Annotated in this window: 14 protein-coding genes and 1 pseudogene; 9 read left to right on the top strand and 6 right to left on the bottom strand. The window is 69.7% G+C overall.

The features are described from left to right. The first annotated feature begins 386 nt into the window (after positions 1–386). The gene (locus V5F61_RS15745) at positions 387–1,817 is read left to right on the top strand and encodes a homospermidine synthase (RefSeq protein ID WP_393989422.1); all 1,431 of its coding nucleotides are present in this window, start codon (positions 387–389) and stop codon (positions 1,815–1,817) included. Positions 1,818–2,207: 390 nt separating this feature from the next. Here the strand turns inward: V5F61_RS15745 and V5F61_RS15740 are convergent, their stop codons facing one another. After that, complete coding sequence (locus V5F61_RS15740; protein ID WP_393989421.1) at positions 2,208–2,762, bottom strand: GNAT family N-acetyltransferase; 555 nt, start codon at positions 2,760–2,762, stop codon at positions 2,208–2,210. Positions 2,763–3,035: 273 nt separating this feature from the next. Further along, a complete protein-coding gene (locus tag V5F61_RS15735; RefSeq protein ID WP_393989420.1) occupies positions 3,036–4,166 on the bottom strand; it encodes a type III PLP-dependent enzyme in 1,131 nt (376 codons plus the stop codon). Positions 4,167–4,674: 508 nt separating this feature from the next. Between V5F61_RS15735 and V5F61_RS15730 the strand changes: the two genes are divergently transcribed. The 3 genes from V5F61_RS15730 to V5F61_RS15720 all read left to right on the top strand — a co-directional run bounded on the left by V5F61_RS15730 (position 4,675) and on the right by V5F61_RS15720 (position 7,080). Continuing rightward, a complete protein-coding gene (locus tag V5F61_RS15730; protein ID WP_393989419.1) occupies positions 4,675–4,926 on the top strand; it encodes a hypothetical protein in 252 nt (83 codons plus the stop codon). Continuing rightward, positions 4,923–6,206, top strand: a complete 1,284-nt coding sequence (gene hemA / locus V5F61_RS15725) for a 5-aminolevulinate synthase (RefSeq protein WP_393989418.1) — start codon at positions 4,923–4,925, stop codon at positions 6,204–6,206. Before V5F61_RS15730 ends, hemA begins: the two co-directional genes overlap by 4 nt. A 94-nt stretch (positions 6,207–6,300) precedes the next feature. Next, positions 6,301–7,080, top strand: coding sequence for an HAD family hydrolase (locus V5F61_RS15720; RefSeq protein ID WP_393989417.1), 780 nt, complete (start codon positions 6,301–6,303; stop codon positions 7,078–7,080). Positions 7,081–7,268: 188 nt separating this feature from the next. On the opposite strand, the gene yidC is transcribed toward V5F61_RS15720, so the two are convergent. From yidC to rpmH, 3 genes are read right to left on the bottom strand one after another with little or no spacing between them, the layout of a single operon-like run. Beyond that, the gene (gene yidC / locus V5F61_RS15715; protein ID WP_393989416.1) at positions 7,269–9,110 is read right to left on the bottom strand and encodes a membrane protein insertase YidC; all 1,842 of its coding nucleotides are present in this window, start codon (positions 9,108–9,110) and stop codon (positions 7,269–7,271) included. Then, entirely contained in the window at positions 9,107–9,730 is a 624-nt protein-coding gene (rnpA, locus tag V5F61_RS15710; RefSeq protein ID WP_393989415.1) for a ribonuclease P protein component, read from the bottom strand. The genes yidC and rnpA overlap by 4 nt, the downstream gene beginning before the upstream one ends. Before the next feature lie 29 nt (positions 9,731–9,759). Further along, positions 9,760–9,894 (bottom strand): 50S ribosomal protein L34, encoded by a 135-nt coding sequence (rpmH, locus tag V5F61_RS15705; protein WP_393989414.1) that lies wholly within the window; start codon positions 9,892–9,894, stop codon positions 9,760–9,762. Between the two features lie 298 nt (positions 9,895–10,192). On the opposite strand from rpmH, the gene V5F61_RS15700 reads away from it, so the two are divergent. The 4 genes from V5F61_RS15700 (at position 10,193) to V5F61_RS15685 (ending at position 15,687) form a co-directional block, all read left to right on the top strand. Next, entirely contained in the window at positions 10,193–11,977 is a 1,785-nt protein-coding gene (locus tag V5F61_RS15700; protein WP_393989413.1) for a glucan ABC transporter ATP-binding protein/ permease, read from the top strand. Positions 11,978–12,172: 195 nt separating this feature from the next. After that, positions 12,173–13,615 carry a D-alanyl-D-alanine carboxypeptidase family protein gene (locus V5F61_RS15695; protein WP_393989412.1) on the top strand — a complete coding sequence of 481 codons (1,443 nt, stop codon included), beginning with the start codon at positions 12,173–12,175 and terminating at the stop codon, positions 13,613–13,615. A gap of 369 nt (positions 13,616–13,984) precedes the next feature. Next, a complete protein-coding gene (locus V5F61_RS15690) occupies positions 13,985–15,124 on the top strand; it encodes a CobW family GTP-binding protein (RefSeq protein ID WP_393989411.1) in 1,140 nt (379 codons plus the stop codon). A gap of 11 nt (positions 15,125–15,135) precedes the next feature. Then, positions 15,136–15,687: a DUF924 family protein gene (locus V5F61_RS15685; RefSeq protein WP_393989517.1), complete on the top strand. Its 552-nt coding sequence runs from the start codon at positions 15,136–15,138 to the stop codon at positions 15,685–15,687. Between the two features lie 294 nt (positions 15,688–15,981). On the opposite strand, the gene V5F61_RS15680 is transcribed toward V5F61_RS15685, so the two are convergent. Then, positions 15,982–17,223, bottom strand: coding sequence for a BaiN/RdsA family NAD(P)/FAD-dependent oxidoreductase (locus V5F61_RS15680; RefSeq protein ID WP_393989410.1), 1,242 nt, complete (start codon positions 17,221–17,223; stop codon positions 15,982–15,984). A gap of 358 nt (positions 17,224–17,581) precedes the next feature. Here V5F61_RS15680 and V5F61_RS15675 point away from each other — a divergent pair. Beyond that, a pseudogene (locus V5F61_RS15675) lies at positions 17,582–18,793 on the top strand (hypothetical protein); the annotation flags it as partial.

The following is an 18,793-nucleotide window of genomic DNA, read 5'->3' as shown; positions in this document are numbered from 1 at the left end:
ACGCCTCTTGCGGCGATGCCGGCCGACGCGCCGAGAAAGAAAAGGCGTCAACGCCGGACAGCAAAAATGCCCGGAAAACGCAGAAAAATACAAATGAAGTTATTATGACGCGCAGCGCCGTGGCAGGATAACTTTCATCAAGGCCCGCCACTGATTACAAGTTGCGGCGCTCCGGCAGTCATCCCTGGGCCGCAACGCAGCAGGAAATGCTGGATCTAAAGCTGCCTCCAAGTGGAGCGGGCCAGATGCGATGGCACCTCCTGCCGCAATTTCATGCAGCGGCGCGCGCGGCGCGGCGGAATGTCTGTTGACGGCACCGCTTTGCATCCCCCATGGTGCCCCGGTCCACCAGATGGACAGCCCATTCAGGAGGAGTGTTCCATATTATGAGCGACTGGCCGGTACACGCGACGATCGACGGCCCCATCGTGATGATCGGTTTCGGTTCCATCGGTCGCGGCACGCTGCCGCTGATCGAACGGCACTTCGACTTCGACCGTGAGCGCATGGTGGTGATCGACCCGGTGGCGGAGCACCGCACCTTGCTCGATGCCCGCGGCATCCGCTACATCCAGGCCGAGGTGACGGCCGAGAACTACCGCGAGCTTCTCACTCCCCTGCTCACCAACGGCAGCGGCCAGGGTTTCTGCGTCAACCTCTCCGTGGACGTGTCCTCGGTGGCGGTCATGGAGCTCACCCGCGAGGTCGGCGCGCTCTACGTGGACACCGTGACCGAGCCCTGGAAGGGCTTCTACTTCGACGAGACCGTCGACAATGCGGAGCGCACCAATTACGCGCTGCGCGAGAGCCTGCTCGACGCCCGCCGCCGCAACCCCGGTGGCACCACCGCGGTCTCCACCTGCGGCGCCAATCCGGGCATGGTTTCCTGGTTCGTGAAGCAGGCCCTGCTCAACATCGCCGCCGACACCGGCCTGGACCGGCCTGAGCCCACCAGCCGCGAGGAATGGGCCCAGTTCGCCCGCGCCCTGGGCGTGAAGGGCATCCATGTGGCCGAGCGCGACACCCAGCGCTCGCGCGATCCCAAGGCCATGGGCGAGTTCTGGAACACGTGGTCGGTGGAAGGCTTCGTCTCCGAGGGGCTGCAGCCCGCCGAGCTCGGCTGGGGCACCCACGAGAAGGCGCTGCCGCCGGAGGCCCGCACCCACGAGGAGGGCTGCGGCGCAGCCATCTACCTGCTCTCCCCCGGCGCCGCCACCCGCGTGCGCACCTGGACGCCCACGCCGGGCCCGCAATACGGCTTCCTCGTCACCCATAACGAGGCCATCTCCATCGCCGACTACCTGACGGTCCGCGATGGGGAGAACGTCGTCTACCGCCCCACCTGCCACTACGCCTATCATCCCTGCAACGACGCGGTGCTGTCGCTGCACGAGATGTTCGGCAACGGCTGGCACTTCCAGGGCAAGTGGAAGATCCTGGGCGAGCACGAGATCATCGACGGCATCGACGAGCTTGGCGTGCTCATCTACGGCCACGCGAAGAACGCCTACTGGTTCGGCTCCCGCCTCTCCATCGAGCAGGCCCGCGAGCTCGCGCCCTATCAGAACGCCACCGGTCTCCAGGTGTCTTCCGCCGTGCTCGCGGGCATGGTGTGGGCGCTGGAGAACCCGAACGCGGGCATCGTCGAGGCCGACGAGATCGACTTCCATCGCTGCCTCGCGGTGCAGACGCCCTATCTCGGCCCGGTGGAAGGCATCTACACCGACTGGACGCCCCTGACCGACCGCCAGAAGCTGTTCCAGGAGGACATCGACCTCGAGGACCCCTGGCAGTTCAAGAACATCATCGTGCGCTGAACCGCGCGCGGTGCCATCGCTGCCCCTCCTCCCGACCGGGAGGAGGGGTTTTTTATGTCCGGGACCATCGGCCCGGTTTTCAATCGGCGCCAAGCGGGTTTCGTCCAGCCCCCCGCGGGCATGGCCGAAGACCCATGGGCCCGGCGCACGGGCCTGCGGGATGACATGCCGCAAGCGGTCGCTATGGATCGGAAGGACCGCACTAACGCCCGCACCGGCCGCAATAGGCAAAGCCCCGTTTCCCGGCGTCCGCGCGAAGCGCGGGGGAAAAGGGGCTCTGCTTCCGTGCCGCTGCCACCGGCTCCCGTGCCCGCCCTGGATCAGGGCGCCGCGCACGCGGCGGGCGGCGCGGAACGCATCTGAAGCCGCCGGGGGCCAGCGGGCGTGGGCTCAGGCTGAGCGGCGCTGCGCGCTGGCGATGAGCTCGGCGAGGGAGGGACGGGCGATCTCGACGCCCGTGGGGCTGATAAGCCCATGCGCGCCGGCGAGGGCCCCGGCCTTCAGCTCTAGGCCCAGCAGGCGGTCCCGGGCGAACGGGCCGGGCATCCAGAGGTCGCCGGTGCCGGCGGTGGAAAAGCCGAAGCGCGCGTAATAGGGTGCATCACCCACCAGCACCACGGCGCCGTGGCCCTCCTCGCGGGCGGCGTCGAGGGCCGCGTGCATGAGGGCGCCGCCGAGGCCGTCCTTGCGGAACCAAGGATGCACCGCGAGCGGCCCCAGCAGCAGCGCCGGCATGCCCGGCCCGGCCGAGACGTTCCACAGCCGCACGGTGCCCACCAGCCGGCCGTCCGGTCCATGCGCCGAAAACGCAAGCCCCGCCGCCGGCAAGCGGCCCTCGCGCAGGCGCTCGGAGGACTTGGCCCGCCGGTCCTCGCCCATGCATAGGTCGAGCAGGGCCTCGCGCGCGGGCGCATCTTCCACGGATTCCAGCACAATGTCAGTCATCGGCACCTCCCGTGCCAAAGCCGAGACGTGAAGAATGCCGTCCCCGGCCGCGCGGGGCGGCCGGGCTGAAGGAGGCTTCAGCCTTGGAAGGGGACGGTGCGGAAGACGAGGGGACACCCCCTCCTCATCGCCTCCGGGCGGCACGAGCCGTTGCCGGGGGAGCCTCGCGCCGGTAGGCGCAGGGCAGGCCGCAGGATGCGCGGGCGCATCCCGGCCGCGACGCCGCCGGCTTGACTGGGCTGCCGGGCGGCGGAGGCATCCGCCGCGGGCGGATCAGATCACGTAGGACCGCAGGGGCGGGAAACCGTTGAACGCCACCGCCGAATAGGTGGTGGTGTAGGCGCCGCAGGCCTCGATAATGACCTTGTCGCCGATGGCGAGCGACAAAGGCAGCTCGATGGGCGTCTTCTCATAGAGGACGTCGGCCGAATCGCAGGTGGGGCCGGCGAGCACGCAAGGCGCCGTGTCGTCCCCGTCGCGCGGAGTGCGCAGCGGGTAGCGGATCGCCTCGTCCATGGTCTCGGCGAGACCGCCGAACTTGCCGATGTCGAGATAGACCCAGCGCATGGCGTCGGTGTCGGCCTTCCTGGAGATGAGCACCACCTCGGCCTCGATGAGGCCGGCGTTGCCCACCATGCCGCGCCCCGGCTCCATAATGGTCTCGGGAATACGGTTTCCAAAATGCTTGCGCAGCGAGGAGAAGATGGCCTCACCGTAGGACTTCGCCGCCGGCACGTCCTGCAGGTAGCGGGTGGGGAAGCCGCCGCCCAGGTTCACCATGGAGAGCGAGATGCCGCGCTCGGCGCACGCGCGGAAGATCTTCGCGGCGGAAGCGAGGGCGCTGTCCCAGGCATGCACGTTCTTCTGCTGGGAGCCCACGTGGAAGGACACCCCATGGGCCGAAAGGCCCAGGCGGTGGGCATGCTCCAGCACCTCCACCGCCAGCTCCGGCTCGCAGCCGAACTTGCGCGAGAGCGGCCATTCGGCGCCCGCGCCGTCGCACAGGATGCGGCAGAACACCTTGGAGCGGGGCGCCACGCGCGCGACCTTCTCCACCTCTTCGTAGGAATCGACCGCGAACAGGCGCACGCCCAGGCGGTAGGCGCGCTCGATGTCGCGCTCCTTCTTGATGGTGTTGCCGAAAGAGATGCGCTCCGGCCCGGCGCCGGTGGCGAGCACCATGTCGATCTCGCCGGTGGAGGCGCAATCGAAGCAGGAGCCCATCTCCTCCAGCGCCTTCAGGATGGCGGCGTCGGGGTTGGCCTTCACCGCGTAGAACACGCGGGTGTCGGGCAGGGCGCGGGCGAAGGCCTGGTAATTGGTGCGGACCACGTCCAGGTCCACCACCACGCAGGGGCCATCCTCTCGTCGGGTACGCAGGAACTCGCGGATGCGGTCGGTCATGGTGTCCTCCCCGTGACCTGAAGCTTCTGAAGCGCGGCAAGGCCGCGCGCCGACAGGACGAACGAACCCGCTTCCGCCTTCGCCACGAAGGTGGAATGGTGGCCCGTTCGGGGCACGCACCTGCAGCCGGGCGGCGATGTGGACACGCCGGAACGACCACGGGTCATGCCCGCTTCGCCGGTCTCTCAACCGGCCGCATCATGGGACCGAACGGCAGTCGCTCAGCCCCGCGGGAGCAGATGCCCCGCGGGAGGAAAGACTGCGCACGTTCGGAGAGGGGAATTCCCGCTCCGCACGGCCGGCAAGATGTAGCGCCTCTTCAGTGTCGCCGACCTTTGGAGGGACGGCTGAGACCAAAAAAGCCCTTACGTCGTTGCTTCAAGTCACGTCCCCCGCATTTGAGGAGCGGGGTGGGCCGGTTCCCTCCGGCTATCGGTCGCCTGGCAGCTTTCCGGCCTCTTGTCCGGAGATCCTACCGACCGACACGCGACCACAGGCACGTGCGAATTTGGGCGAGCGGGATTTAGGGGATTCCGCCTGCCGGCGCAAGAGGCATTTTGATGAAAATCAAGGCGGCTTCCGGGCGCCGGCAAACCATTGCGCGGCGCCGCTCTCCGGGCAGCAGGCGCGCCGGATCGCCGCGCATGGCCCGCCCGGCCTTGATTGGTATCAATACAAGGAGCAAGGTGTATCTATAAGCATGAAAAGAACGCCGGATCGTGCGCCCGCGATCCGTGCGCCGCTGCAGGGTCCGGAATGAATTACGATCATTTCTTCGCTGATGCCATCGACGCTCTGCGCAAGGAGCGCCGCTACCGCACCTTCGCCGAGATTGAGCGTGACGCACGTCACTTTCCGCGCGCCGTGTGGCACTCTCCGGGCGGTCCGCGCGACATCGTGGTGTGGTGCTCCAACGACTATCTGGGCATGGGCAGCCACCCGAAGGTGATTGACGCCATGTGCGAGGCGGCCCAGGCCCGTGGCGCCGGCGCCGGCGGCACCCGAAACATCTCCGGCAACAGCCACGAGATCGTGACGCTGGAGCGCGAGCTGGCGGACCTGCACGGCAAGGAGCAGGGGCTGGTCTTCACCTCCGGCTACATCTCCAACGACACCGGCATCTCCACCATCGTGAAGCTCATTCCCGAGTGCGTGGTGTTCTCCGACGAGCTCAACCACAACTCCATGATCGAGGGCGTGCGCCACGGCGGGCGGCAGAAGGCCATCTTCCGCCACAACGACCTCGACCACCTGGAAGAGCTGCTGAAGGCGGCCGGCGACCGGCCGAAGCTCATCGCCTTCGAGAGCGTCTATTCCATGGATGGCGACATTGCCCCCATGGCCGGCATCTGCGATCTCGCGGAAAAATACGGCGCCATGACCTATCTCGACGAGGTCCATGCCGTCGGCATGTACGGCGAGCGCGGCGGCGGCGTGGCCGAGCGCGACGGTGTCATGCACCGCATCGACGTGATCGAGGGCACGCTGGGCAAGGCGTTCGGCGTGGTCGGCGGCTACATCACCGGCAAGCGCGTCGTCATCGACGCGGTGCGCTCCTACGCGCCGGGCTTCATCTTCACCACCGCCCTGCCCCCCGCCGTGGCCGCGGCCGCGACTGCCTCGGTGCGCCACCTCAAGTCCTCCCAGGCGGAGCGCGAGGGCCAGCGGGCCCAGGTGGCCAAGGTGAAGGCCGCGCTCGCCGCCGCCGGCCTGCCGCAGATGGAAACCCCCACCCACATCGTGCCGGTGATGGTGGGCGACGCCAAGGCCTGCAAGATGGCGAGCGACCTGCTTCTCGCCGAATACGGCATCTACATCCAGCCCATCAACTACCCCACCGTGCCGCGCGGCACCGAGCGCCTGCGCATCACGCCCACCCCCTTCCACGACGACGCGCTCATCGCGCACCTCGCCAAGGCGCTGTCGGACGTGTGGGAGCGCCTGGAGCTGCCCTATGCGGACCGGGTGGTGGAGCGGCCCGATTCGCGGCGCGTGGCCCTGGGCCCGCAGCCGATTCCGCTGCCGGTGGCCGGCGGCTGACGCCCACGCGCTTCGTTCAAAGGCCGATCGCCCGCGCGGTCGGCCTTTTCTTTTGCCTCCCGCTTGGATTTCGCGGGCTACCGGAGCACGGCGGATGCGCCCCCTGAGCGAGGCCCGGCACGACACCTTCCAGAAGGTCCGCTTCGTGCTCACCGACATGGACGAGACGCTCACCTTCAACGGACGCCTGGGCGCGCGCACCTATGACGCGCTGGAGCGCCTGCAGGCCGCCGGCGTCATCGTCATTCCCGTCACCGCGGCGCCGGCCGGCTGGTGCGACCAGATGGCCCGGATGTGGCCGGTGGATGGCGTCATCGGCGAGAACGGCGGCGTCTTTTTCCGCCGCGCCCCCGCCGGGCACGGCCTGGAGCGCACGTTCTGGCACGGAGCGGAGCAGCAGGCGGCGACGCAGCAGCGTCTGAAGCAGATCGCCGCGCGGGTGAGCGCCGCCACCGGCGCCGTGTTTGCGGAAGACCAGCCATTCCGCCTCACCAGCATCGCCTTCCGGCAGCCGGACGATGCCGTCGTCCGGGCCGCCATCGTGGCAGCGCTCCGGGCGGAAGGGGCGGACACGACGGTCAACAATCTCTGGGTGCTCGGCTGGCTCGGCGGCTATGACAAGCTGGCCGCAGCCGAACGCTTCCTGGCTGCGGCTTATGGCCTCGACGCGGCGGCCGCGCGGACGGCGGTGCTCTACGTGGGCGATTCCGTCAACGATGCGCCCATGTTCGCGGCCTTCCCCCATGCGGTGGGCGTGAGCACGGTCACGCGCTATCTCCATGAGATCCCGCAGCCGCCCGCCTGGATCACCACCGGTCCCGGCGGCGCCGGCTTCGTCGAGGCGGCGGACGCCGTGCTGGCCGCAGGCGCCTGAAGACCCGCCGACCCCCGTCGCGCCCGCAAGGCCTCATGCGTTCATGCCGCGGCGCGCGGGGGGCCATGCGGACATCGCCAGATGTCTCGCGCCGCTCTGAAGCACGAACGGCGGCCGATTCGCATCGGCCGCCGTTCGTGTCTTGAGCGGAGAAAACCGGGGGCCCCGCAAGGCCCCCGTGGGCGGGCTCAGCCCTTGGCCGGCGCCTTCTTCTTGAAGGCGCCCTTGATGTTGTCCCACAGCTCGATCTTCACGCCGTTGCGCTTCATGATGAGCGCCTGCTGCGCCACCGAGAGGGTGTTGTTCCACGCCCAGTAGATCACCAGGCCAGCCGCGAAGTGCGCGAGCATGAAGGTGAAGATGACGGGCATCCAGTTGAAGATGACCTGCTGGGTCGGGTCCGGCGGGGCCGGGTTCAGCTTCATCTGCACCCACATGGTGATGCCCATGATGATGGGCCACGCGCCCAGCATCAGATAGGCACCGAGCACCGGAACCGAGCCCGGATCCCACGGAATGAGGCCGAACAGATTGAAGACGGTGGTGGGGTCGGGCGCGGAGAGGTCGCGGATCCAGCCGAAGAAGGGCGCGTGCCGCATCTCGATGGTCACGAACAGCACCTTGTAGAGGGCGAAGAACACCGGGATCTGGATAAGGATGGGCAGGCAGCCCGCCACCGGGTTGATCTTCTCCTTCTTGTACAGCTCCATCATCGCCTGCTGCTGCCGGGCCTTGTCGTCGGCGTAGCGCTCGCGGATGGCGGTGAGCTCGGGCTGCACGGCCTTCATCTTGGCCATGGACGCGTAGGACTTGTTGGCCAGCGGGAAGAAGATGCCCTTCAGGATCACCGTCACGATGAGAATGGCGACGCCGAAGTTCCCGACCAGCTTGTAGATCCAGTCCAGCGCCAGGAACAAAGGCTTGGTGATGAAGTAGAACCAGCCCCAGTCGATGAGCAGGTCGAAGCGGTCGATGCCGTAGGTCTTCTGGTAGCCGTCCACCACCTGCACCACCTTGGCGCCCGCGAACAGCTGCGAGCGGGAGGCGATGCTGCCGCCCGGCTCCACCGTCTTGGGGGCGGCGAGGAAGTCGGTCTGGAAGGTCTGCACACCGCCCAGCATGGCGCTGGAGAACTTGGCGTCGAACTTCACGTTCTGTTCGGGAATGACGGTCGCCGCCCAGTATTTGTCGGTGATGCCGAGCCAGCCGCCGGTGGCGGAGAAGGTCTGCGGCTTCTCCTTGTCCATCTTGGCGTAGGTCACCTCCTGCAGGCCGTTGTCGCCGAGCACGCCGATGAGGCCCTCGTGCAGGATGTAGAAGCCGGCGGTGTGCGGCACGCCATGGCGCGAGACCAGGGCATAGGGATAGAGGGTGATGGCGTTGGTGGTCTTGTTGTCCACCTCGTCCTTCACCGCGAACATATAGTGGTCGTCCACCGTGAAGGTGCGGCGGAAGGTGAGACCGTCACCATTGTCCCAGGTCAGCACCAGGGGCGCCTGGGGCGTCAGCGCACCGCCGGCGGAGGTCCACAGCGTGTCGGGTCCCGGCACCTTCACGCCGGCCCCGGCGGCCGAGGCCCAGCCGAACTCCGCGTAGAACGGGTTGGGCGCACCCGACGGCGAGAGCAGCACGATGTTCGGGCTCTTGGGGTCCACGGTCTCGTGGTACTCGGTGAGCAAGAGGTCGTCGACGCGCCCCCCCTTGAGCGAGATCGAGCCCTTCAGGCGCGGGGTCTCGATGAGGGCGCGCGGCGTGGCGTCCACCGCCTGCTCGCGGCTCATGGGCTTGGTGACGCCCGGCGCGCCGCTAGCCTGGGGCACGGGGCCCGGCAGGGCTCCCGGCGCCGGCGCGGCACCGGAAGCCGGGGTCGCGCCCTCGGCCTTCTGTGCTTCATGCTGGGCGGCGATGCGCTGCTGCTCGGCGGCCTGCCGCTGCCGCTCCGCCTGGGGCATGCCGAAGAAAAACTGCCAGCCGAGGAGAATCGCCACCGACAATGCGATAGCGATGATCATGTTGCGGTTGTCGCTCATGCCGAATGGCCTCCGTCGGCGGATGGCGCCTGGGGGTCGGAACTGATGTGGGGATCGGAACAGTTTCCCGAATCGCCATGTGGGGCGCTGCCCCTGCCGGGCGCAAGCGCCTGCGGCCCGGATACGCGCGCCTGCGGCGATCCGCCGGGCGGCGCATCGGCAGGGCCGGACAGGGATGGCGAACGGGAACCCGCGCCGCCTTCGGCGCCTTCGTGCGCCCTCGGGGCGTGACCCGCCTTGGGCCCACCAGAGGGCTTCGGCCCCCGGCGCACACTGGCCGGGCGCCCGGCGCGGGCGGGGTCGTGCAGCTTGCGCAGGGCCTTGCCGAGATCGCTCAGAAGACTGCCGAAAGGCGCGGAAAGGGCCTGCTCGCGGGCGACCAGCACGTAATCGTAGCCGATCCGCCCCGCCTGCGGTACTACTTGCCGAGCCACCTCGCGCAAGCGGCGGCGGATGCGATTGCGCACCACCGCATTGCCGGTCTTCTTGGTGACCGTGTAGCCGATTCGGACGGTACCGCCGTCGCCGCGATCCCGACCCTGCAGAAGAAAGGCGGAGACGCCTGCGCGTTCCGCCTTCGCTGCGGCCAGGAAATCACGCCGCTTGCGGAGCTGATCCACGATCGGCCGGGCTCCGCTCTGGCCCGCCGTCAGGCGGACAGGCGCTTGCGGCCGTGCGCGCGGCGGGAGGCGATGATCTTGCGGCCGTTGCGGGTCGCCATGCGCGCACGGAAGCCGTGCCGACGGCTGCGCACGAGCTTGCTGGGTTGATAGGTGCGCTTCACGGGTCTCTTCTCCGAATTCTGGGTCGTAGCGGGTCATTGCGGCCAAGAGGTCGGCGCCCAGCTCGGGACGGCTTGCGCCTGAGGTGACTCCTCGCAGTGCGGGGACGGCACGCAAAAACCCACTGGGCTCCGGCCGCCGCAGCCGCCTGAGTTGGCGCCGCTTATAGGGGCGCGGGGCCCGGTCGTCAATCTCCGGCTCAGGATCCGAACGTGGACTGCGGGGAAGAAGGGGCGGCCGCAGTGCTTGCGCGCGGGGCGGCCGTCGGCTCATGTAGCGCCCAAGCTGCCGGGGGCCGCCATGAACATGATCCGCGTCTATCTGCGCACCATCTCTCTGCTCGGACCGCAGGCGCGGATGGGCGCCGCGCTCGCCATCGCGAATCTGCTGCTGGCCATGGCGCAGTTCGCCGAGCCCATCCTCTTCGGCCACATCATCGAGGCGCTCGCCGGCGCCCAGGCCGCCGCCCGCATGCCCACCTTCGCGGAGCTGACGCCCCTGCTCGCGGCGTGGGTGGCCTTCGGCCTGTTCAACATCGGCGCGGGCGTCACCATCTCGCTCCATGCCGACCGGCTTTCCCACCGCCGCCGGCTCGGGGTGCTGACGCAATATTTCGAGCACGTGCTCCAGCTCCCCCTCGCCTTTCATGGCGAGACCCATTCCGGCCGCCTCTTGAAGGTGATGCTGGAGGGCGTGGACGCCCTGTGGGGCCTGTGGCTCTCCTTCTTCCGCGACGATTGCGCAGCCATCTTCTCGCTGGTGGTGCTGGTGCCCGTGGGCATCTGGATCAACTGGCGGCTGGGGCTGGTGCTGATCGTGCTGATGGCGGTGTTCGGCGTCGTCACCGCCTATGTCATCCGCCGCACGGAGACCATGCAGCGCCAGGTGGAGGAATATAATTCCGACCTCGCCGAGCAGACCTCCGACGCCCTCGGCAACGTGGCGGTGATCCAGAGCTACACCCGCATCGAGGCGGAGGTGGGCGGCCTGAAGGACACCGTGAACCGGGTGCTGCAGGTGCAGATCCCCGTGCTCTCCTGGTGGGCGGTGGTCTCCATGGCCACGCGGGCGGCCACCACCCTCACCATCCTCGCCATTCTGCTCATCGGCACCTGGCTCTACCTGCACGGCCTCGCCGGCATCGGCGAGATCGTCACCTACGTGGCCTTCGCCAACATGCTGATCGGTCGGCTGGACTACACGGTGAGCTTCTTCAACCGCATGATGCTCTCCGCCCCGCGCCTCGCCCAGTTCTTCGAGGTGCTGGACACCGTGGGCGCCGTGCGCGACCGGCCGGGCGCGCGGCCTCTCCCCAGCGTGAAGGGCGACGTGACGTTCGACGACGTCTCCTTCTCCTACGACGGGAAAAGGCCGGCGGTGGAGGATGTCTCCTTCCATGCCGCGCCGGGGCAGACCTTCGCCTTCGTGGGCACCACCGGGGCCGGCAAGTCCACCGCCCTCGCGCTGCTGCACCGGGTGTTCGATCCGCAGTCGGGCACCATCCGCATCGACGGCATGGACATCCGCGAGGCCACCCTCTCCTCCCTGCGCAAGAACATCGGCGTGGTGTTCCAGGAGCCGCTGCTGTTCAACCGCTCCATCGAGGACAATCTGCGCGTGGGCAAGCCCGACGCCACCGAGGCAGAGCTGCGCGAGGCCCTCGCCCGCGCCCAGGCGCTGGAGCTGGTGGAGCGCAACCCGCTCGGCCTGAAGGCGGTGGTTGGCGAGCGCGGGCGCGCCCTTTCCGGCGGCGAGCGCCAGCGCCTCTCCATCGCCCGCGCGCTGCTGAAGAACCCGCCCATCCTGATCCTGGACGAGGCCACCAGCGCCCTCGACGCCGCCACCGAGGCCAAGGTGCAGGCCGCGCTGGACGAGGTGATGAAGGGCCGCACCACTTTCGTCATCGCCCATCGCCTCGCCACCGTGCGCAATGCGGACCGCATCCTGGTGTTCGAGCATGGGCGGGTGGTGGAGGACGGCAGCTTCGACGCGCTGGTGGCCCAGGGCGGGCGCTTCGCCGCCCTGGCGCGGGCCCAGTTCATGGCCGGCGCGGCCCGGCCCGAGGCCCCCGCGGCCGAAGCCTGAGGGTCCGCCACTCAAGATTTCACGCGGACACGCCAGAATTCGGCAAGAATGTGGCAGCGCTCAAGGCCCGCGCGCGGCGATTTCAGCACCCGCCGCAGCGCACAGCCTCGGTTTCGACTTTCCCGCGATTGCGAAACCGGCTAGGAAAGGGGCATTCAGGCGGGGGCCTCCTTCCAACACGAGGAGCGGAACAGCTTGGCGCGCTCGAAATCCCTTCTGGCCGCATCCCACAAGGCCGCGTCCTTCGTGAGCGCGCCCCTCGCAGGCGCGCGCCTTCTGGTCGCGGGCCTTGTGGCAGCGTCGCTCGCCGCGGGCGCGGCACGCGCCAATCCCATCCTGCTGGTGGAGGCCGACACCGGCCGCGTGCTGGAGCAGCAGGACGCCGGCAAGCCCTGGTACCAGGCCTCCGTCACCAAGCTGATGACGGTCTATGTGGCGTTGAACGCGGTCAAGAACGGCCGCCTGCGCATGGATTCGCCGCTTACCGTCTCCGCCTTCGCGGCCTCCCAGCAACCCTCCAAAATGGGCTTCAAGCCGGGCACCGTGGTGACGCTCGACAACGCCCTGAAGATGGTGCTGGTGAAATCGGCCAACGACATGGCCATGGTGGTGGCGGAGGGCGTGGGCGGCTCCATGCCCGCCTTCGTGGACGAGATGAACGCCACCGCCGCCCACCTGGGCATGAGCGGCACCCATTATTCCAACCCCAACGGCCTGCCGGACCCGGGGCAGATCTCCACCGCCCGCGACCTCGCCCTGCTGGCGCGGGCGCTGATCTACCACTTCCCCGAGCACGAGATGCTGTTCCGCATCCCGGCCATCAAGCTCGGCAAGAGCGTGCTGCGCAATTACAACCGCCTGATCGACCGCTACCCCGGCGCCGACGGCATGAAGACCGGCTTCGTCTGCGGCTCCGGCTATAATCTGGTGGCCACCGCCACCCGCGGCGGCAAGCGCCTCATCGCCGTGGTGCTGGGCGCGCGCTCCGGTACCGTGCGCGCGGAAGAGGCGGCCATGCTGTTCGAAAAGGGCTTCCAGTCCTCCTGGGGCATCTTCGGGAGCGCCGCACCCACGCTCTCGGCCATCCAGAACACCGGCGGCGAGCCGTTCGACATGAAGCCCTATGTCTGCGGCGGCAAGCGCGCGGTGACCGCCTCCGAGGCGGACGAGGACGCACCGGGCATCAGCAGCCGGGCCATCTCCTTCGCGCTGGCGGCGGGCAATCCCACCATGCCGCGCTCGGGCGCAGACCTGCTCCAGTCCCTGCCGCCCTCCATGCCTCCGGTGCCGGTCTACGTGGGCACCCGCGGCTTGCAGCAGGATCTTGATTCCGCCTATCCGGCCGAAGAGACTCCCAAGAAGCCCGCGGCCGTCGCCAACGGCTCTAAGAAGCCGGCGGGCGCCAAGCCCGATGCCAAGGCCGCGAGCACCGACCCGAAGCCCACCGCCGCCAAGCCGAATGCCAAGAAGCCGAACGGCACCAGCGCCGCCACGGGCACCGATGGCAAGAAGGCCACGGGCGCCAAGCCGCAGACGGCTTCTGCCACGCCGGCGCCGAAGCTCTCCCCCAAGCCCCTGGCCATGCCGCGCCCCGACCTCGACGCCGGCTCCGCCGCCCCTGCCCAGGCGGACGAATAGCCGGAACGCCGGTCGTGAGCGTTCGGCGCGCGGGGCTGCACCCGCCGCCGATCCGGCGCAGCGCGGCCCATCGCCTCCGGCATGGGGCGCCTTCAGCCACGAACTCAGCACTGCGCCATATCGGCCGAGGCGAGGCGGCATGCGGGAGACCCCGCATCCCCGCCCCATCGCGCCCGCCCCGGCAACCGGAGCGGTATGCCCAGCGCCATGACGCATCGTCCCGTACCAAGCCGGATGCGCGGCAGGCAGCATGGGCTGCAACGTTTTCGAGCGAGGCGAAGGGCGGTTCGCATGGTGAAAACGGCCGTCGCGAAAATCCGGAGCGTTTCCCTGATTCCATGGAACGGGGAAACGCTCTAGCCTGCGGCCATGCCTGATCCTGCCACCGAAGATACCGCCGTGCGCCGCCGCGGCCCGCCGCCGCCCATTCCGGTCACCGTGCTCACCGGCTTCCTGGGCGCAGGCAAGACCACGCTGCTCAACCGCCTGCTCGCCGACCCGGCGCTGGCGGACACCGCGGTGCTCATCAACGAGTTCGGCGAGATCGGGCTCGACCACCTGTTCGTGCGGCCGGTGGAGGAGGGCATCGTCATGCTCTCTTCCGGTTGCCTGTGCTGCACCGTGCGCGGCGACCTCGTGGCGGCGCTGGAGGATCTTCTGCGCGGCCGCGACAACGACCGCCTGCCGCCCTTCAGCCGCGTCGTCATCGAGACCACCGGCCTCGCCGATCCCGCCCCCGTGCTGCACACGCTGATGACCCACCCCTATCTCGCCCTGCGCTACCGGCTGGACGGGCTCGTCTGCGTCATCGATGCCGTGAACGGCGAAGCCACGCTCGACGCCCATGAGGAAGCGGTGAAGCAGGCGGCCATGGCCGACCGCCTCGTGCTCGCAAAGACCGACCTTCTTGCCACCCCCGAGGACAGCGCGAAGCTCGACGCCTTGCGCGCGCGCCTCGCCCGCCTCGCCCCCGGCGCGGTGGTGGTGGAGGCATCGGACGCTTCCGCCGACACGCTGCTCGGCGCCGGGCTCTACGACCCCTCCGCCAAGACGCCGGATGTGGCCCGCTGGCTTGCCGACGAGGCGGTGGCGGCCGCGCAGGCCGCGCCGGGCGGGCCCGCGCCCCACCACCACGACGGGCGCATCCGCGCCTTCACCCTCGCCACCGATGCCGCCATTCCCGCCGCGACCCTGGACCTGTTCCTGGAGCTGCTGCGCGCCACCCACGGCGCCAGCCTGCTGCGGCTCAAGGGCATCGTGAAGGTGAAGGAGGACGAGAGCGCGCCGGTGGTGCTGCACGCCGTGCAGCATGTGCTGCACCCGCCCGCGCGCCTTCCCGCCTGGCCCGACGACGACCACCGCACCCGGCTGGTGATGATCGTGCGCGATCTCGCCCCCGAGGTGATCGAGCGCCTATTCAATGCCTTCCTCGGCGTGCCGCAGGTGGACACGCCCGACCGCGCCGCCCTCACCGACAATCCCCTCGCCCCGCCAGGGATGGCCCGGTGAGCGCGCGCGCCATGGACACGCCCGGCGCCATCCTCTCCTGGTGGCGCGCGGCAGGGCGCGAACGCTGGTTCGGCGGCGAACCGGCCTTCGACGCTGAGGTGCGCGCGCGCCTGCTGCCGGCCCACCGGGACGCTGCCGCCGGGAGGCTGGACACCTGGGCCGCGACGCCCGAAGGCGCCGCGGCGCTGCTGATCCTGCTCGATCAGGTACCGCGCAACGTGTTTCGCGGCACGCCGGCCGCCTTTGCCACCGACAGCACGGCCCTCGCTCACGCGGAGCACGCGGTGGCGCGGGGCTTCGACGCCGCGCCCGAGGTGAACACGCCGCCCCGCCTGCGCGGCTTTTTCTACCTGCCGTTCATGCATGCAGAGAACACGGCCTGCCAGGCCCGGTGCGTGGCGCTTTACCGCGCGGCGGGCGACACCGACGGCCTCGCCTACGCCCTCCTCCACCAGGAGGCCATCGCCCGCTTCGGCCGCTTTCCCCACCGCAACCCCATCCTGGGCCGGGCGATGACACCTCAGGAGCAGGCCTATCTCGATGCCGGCGGCTTCAGCGGCTAGGGCAAATCCAGCAAGAGTGCGCAGGGGCTTTGCATGCGGAATTGCGACGAACCAAGGATCTAGAGCCTTTTCTGCTGACCCTGGCTCAGGGCAATCGCTCCGGCATCCACAGCGCTTGGAAATGTTCTGGAGCAAATCCAGGAGCAGTCCGCAGCTGTTTCGCAGCCGAAGTCGCGGCGGAATGACGGCTGGTACCAATGCCCCCATGAGCTTTTCTCACGGGCCTTTGGTCACGCCCGCGCGGTGCTTGGGCGAAATTCCGCCGCCCCCGGCCGAAGGCCCGCTCCGATGGGGTCAGATCATGTCCGGCGAGCCGGTATTCGCCGAATGCGCTCCGAGGGCAGCGCGTATCCCCTCCGCGGCGGCGCGGCCGGTGGAGAAGCAGGCCTGCAGCAGGTAGCCGCCGGTGGGCGCCTCCCAATCCAGCATCTCCCCCGCCGCGAACACCCCCGGCAGCCGCTTCAGCTGGAAATCGGGCCCCACCTCCGCCCAGGCGAGGCCGCCGGCACTGGAGATGGCGCGGGAGAGGTCCTCCACCCCCGCCACTGCCAGGGGCACCGCCTTGATGGCCTCGGCGAGCGCCCGCGGCCCGGCCGGGCGGGCGGCGCCCAGCGCTTCCCGCAGCAGGCCAGCCGCCACCGGGGAAAGGCCGGCCGCCTTGCGCAGCACATTGGCGAAGGAAAGCCTGGACGGCGCGGCGGCGAGGCGGGCGGCGAGCGCCGCCGTGTCGAGATCCGGCCGCAGGTCGAGGCATAGGGTGGCCTCCCCCGTGCCCAGCGCCTCCCGCACCGCCCGTGACACCGCATAGATGGCGCCGCCTTCCAGCCCCGCCTCGGTCACCACCGCCTCGCCCCGGGCGTGCGCCATGCCGCAGGCCAGCGCGATGCGCTTCAGCGGCGTGCCGGCGAAGCGGGCGCGGAACGGCTCCGACCACGAAACGCGCAGCCCCATGTTGGCAGGGGCGAACGGCGCCACCACCACGCCCCGCGCGCGCAGCAGCGGCGCCCAGCCGCCATCGGCGCCCAGCCGGGGCCAGGAGGCGCCGCCGAGGGCGAGCAGCGTGGCCTCCGGCGCGCGGGTGATCTCCCCTTCCGGGGTGCCGAACCGCAGGCGGCCCGCCGCATCCCACCCCAGCCATTCGTGCCGCAGATGGAGTGAAACACCCTGTGCCGCCAGCCGGCGGAGCCACGCGCGCAGCAGCGGGCTGGCCTTGAAGCTCTTGGGAAAGACCCGGCCGCTGGTGCCCACGAAGGTGGGCTCGCCCAGGGCTTCAGCGAAGGCGCGCAGATCCTGCGGCGTGAAGGCCCGCAGCGCCGGCTCCAGCCGCGCGGCTTCGGGCCCGTAGCGCGAGAGGAAGCGCGCGAACGGCTCCGAATGGGTGAGGTTGAGCCCGCCGCGCCCGGCCATCAGGAACTTGCGCGCCGGCGCGGGCATGCGCTCGTGCACGGACACGGCGAGCCCGGCGGCGGACAGGCGATCGGCCGCCATGAGCCCGGCCGGGCCGGCGCCGATGATGCAGACGGATGCTGAAGCCATGGATGCGCGGACCCTTGCCCCCGTGCGGCCGGCGCCTCCCCGGCCACGGGCCCGCGAGCGCCTGCCATTTGTGCCTTTTCACTGTGCCTTAGAGCGGAAAAGAGCGCCCGCCGCCAGCACCATGCACAGGAATCCGCCCGCGGCGGGCGGCCCCAGGCCAGGGTGCGAAACCTCCTTTTAAGGTCGCCGGCCTATGCCTTGAAGCGTACCGCGTAGCCCTGGAATTGCGCCGATGTCCTCTTCGAACCAGCCCCCGAGAATGGTGAATTTCCCCTCGCTCCTGGTTTCGGAGGATGAGGAGGCCGCCTTCGATTCTCCCGGTGCCTCCACGGTCCATAGCTGGATCAACGCCGATTTCGTGCCGAGCTGGCTGCGGCCCTTCACGCTCGACCAGAACACCCGCTTCACCCGGACCCCGGACCATCTGCTGCGGCCGCGGGAAGAGCCGCAGCCCCAGGCTGGCGACCAGGCCACCAGCGACGATCAGGCCCTGCCCAGCTACGGCACGGCGGGGGCATCCTGGCATTTCCTGGAGATGCCGCTCGACGTCCAGGACGACGCACCCGCGCTGCCGAGCGTGAGGGCGGACCTCGCGGCGCTGGAGCAGGCGTTCGCCGACCTTCCGGCCCTGCGCGCCGCGCGCGAGAGCGCCCAGGGCGACGGCGCGGCAGGTATGCCGCTCACCGCCCATCACGCGGAAGGCTGGAGCGTGGACGAGAACGGGGTGGAAACCGTGCTCTCGTGGCACGATATCCAGGAACCCGCCCTCGACGCTCCGCACGCCGAGGCGCCGGGCTTCCCGGCAGATAGCGCTGACACCGCTTTCGCGCCCCTGCCCGAGCCTGTCGCGGAACCCGAGCCCATGGCTTCCCCGCCGTCCGCCTTCACGCCCGTGGAGATCGAGGCCCCGGCCGCGCCCGCCGGCGCCGGCCATTTCGAACCGATGCCCGTCCAGCCCGCCGGCGCCATGGGCGCATGGATGGACGGCGCGTTCCCGGCCGCCGGAATGGCGCCCGCGTACAACGAAGCCTCGTCCGCACCTACCTTCATGGACGAAGCTCAGCCCCTGCCGGCCCCGTCGCCCGCGGACTCTGACGCTGCGGCGCCGGCCCCGTGGATCGCCCTGGCTCCCGCCGAGGCCGCGCCTTTCGGCGGCGATCCGCTCGCGGTCGAGGCTACGCCCACCGGGGCGGAGGCGGCCGGCTGGGCGCCGGCAGAGCCCGCCCCCATGGCAGACCTTCCCCCCGATGCCGCGCCGGCCGATGACACTGGCTTCGCCGCGCCCCTGGAGTCCGACCTCATCACGCAAGGCGAGAACACCTTCTTCCAGGCGGCGCCGACGTTCGAAGCCGCGTACGTCATCTCCGAAACCGCGCCCGACGCCGGCTTTGTCGGCGGTCCCGCCATGCCGTACGAGACGGAAGCCCTTCCGGCTGCGCCAGACGTCATGGCCACAGGCTTCACCCCCGATGCGGCGCCCCCCGCGCAGGGCTGGGCGGAATCTCTTCCGGCCGCACCGGAATTCGTTGCCACGACCTTCTCCGCCGATGCCGCGCCCGCGGCTGACGCA

Source organism: Xanthobacter sediminis, from assembly GCF_043195015.1.
Classification (GTDB): domain Bacteria; phylum Pseudomonadota; class Alphaproteobacteria; order Rhizobiales; family Xanthobacteraceae; genus Xanthobacter.
The sequence above is the reverse complement of the archived record's forward strand: the minus strand, read 5'-3'. Positions and strand labels throughout refer to the sequence as shown.

Excerpts from the sequence above, each read along its gene's own strand:
- V5F61_RS15745 (WP_393989422.1), top strand. The coding sequence starts at position 387 with ATGAGCGACTGGCCGGTACACGCGACGATCGACGGCCCCATCGTGATG.
- V5F61_RS15740 (WP_393989421.1), bottom strand. The coding sequence starts at position 2,762 with ATGACTGACATTGTGCTGGAATCCGTGGAAGATGCGCCCGCGCGCGAG.
- V5F61_RS15735 (WP_393989420.1), bottom strand. The coding sequence starts at position 4,166 with ATGACCGACCGCATCCGCGAGTTCCTGCGTACCCGACGAGAGGATGGC.
- hemA (WP_393989418.1), top strand. The coding sequence starts at position 4,923 with ATGAATTACGATCATTTCTTCGCTGATGCCATCGACGCTCTGCGCAAG.
- V5F61_RS15720 (WP_393989417.1), top strand. The coding sequence starts at position 6,301 with ATGCGCCCCCTGAGCGAGGCCCGGCACGACACCTTCCAGAAGGTCCGC.
- yidC (WP_393989416.1), bottom strand. The coding sequence starts at position 9,110 with ATGAGCGACAACCGCAACATGATCATCGCTATCGCATTGTCGGTGGCG.
- V5F61_RS15700 (WP_393989413.1), top strand. The coding sequence starts at position 10,193 with ATGAACATGATCCGCGTCTATCTGCGCACCATCTCTCTGCTCGGACCG.
- V5F61_RS15690 (WP_393989411.1), top strand. The coding sequence starts at position 13,985 with ATGCCTGATCCTGCCACCGAAGATACCGCCGTGCGCCGCCGCGGCCCG.
- V5F61_RS15685 (WP_393989517.1), top strand. The coding sequence starts at position 15,136 with ATGGACACGCCCGGCGCCATCCTCTCCTGGTGGCGCGCGGCAGGGCGC.
- V5F61_RS15680 (WP_393989410.1), bottom strand. The coding sequence starts at position 17,223 with ATGGCTTCAGCATCCGTCTGCATCATCGGCGCCGGCCCGGCCGGGCTC.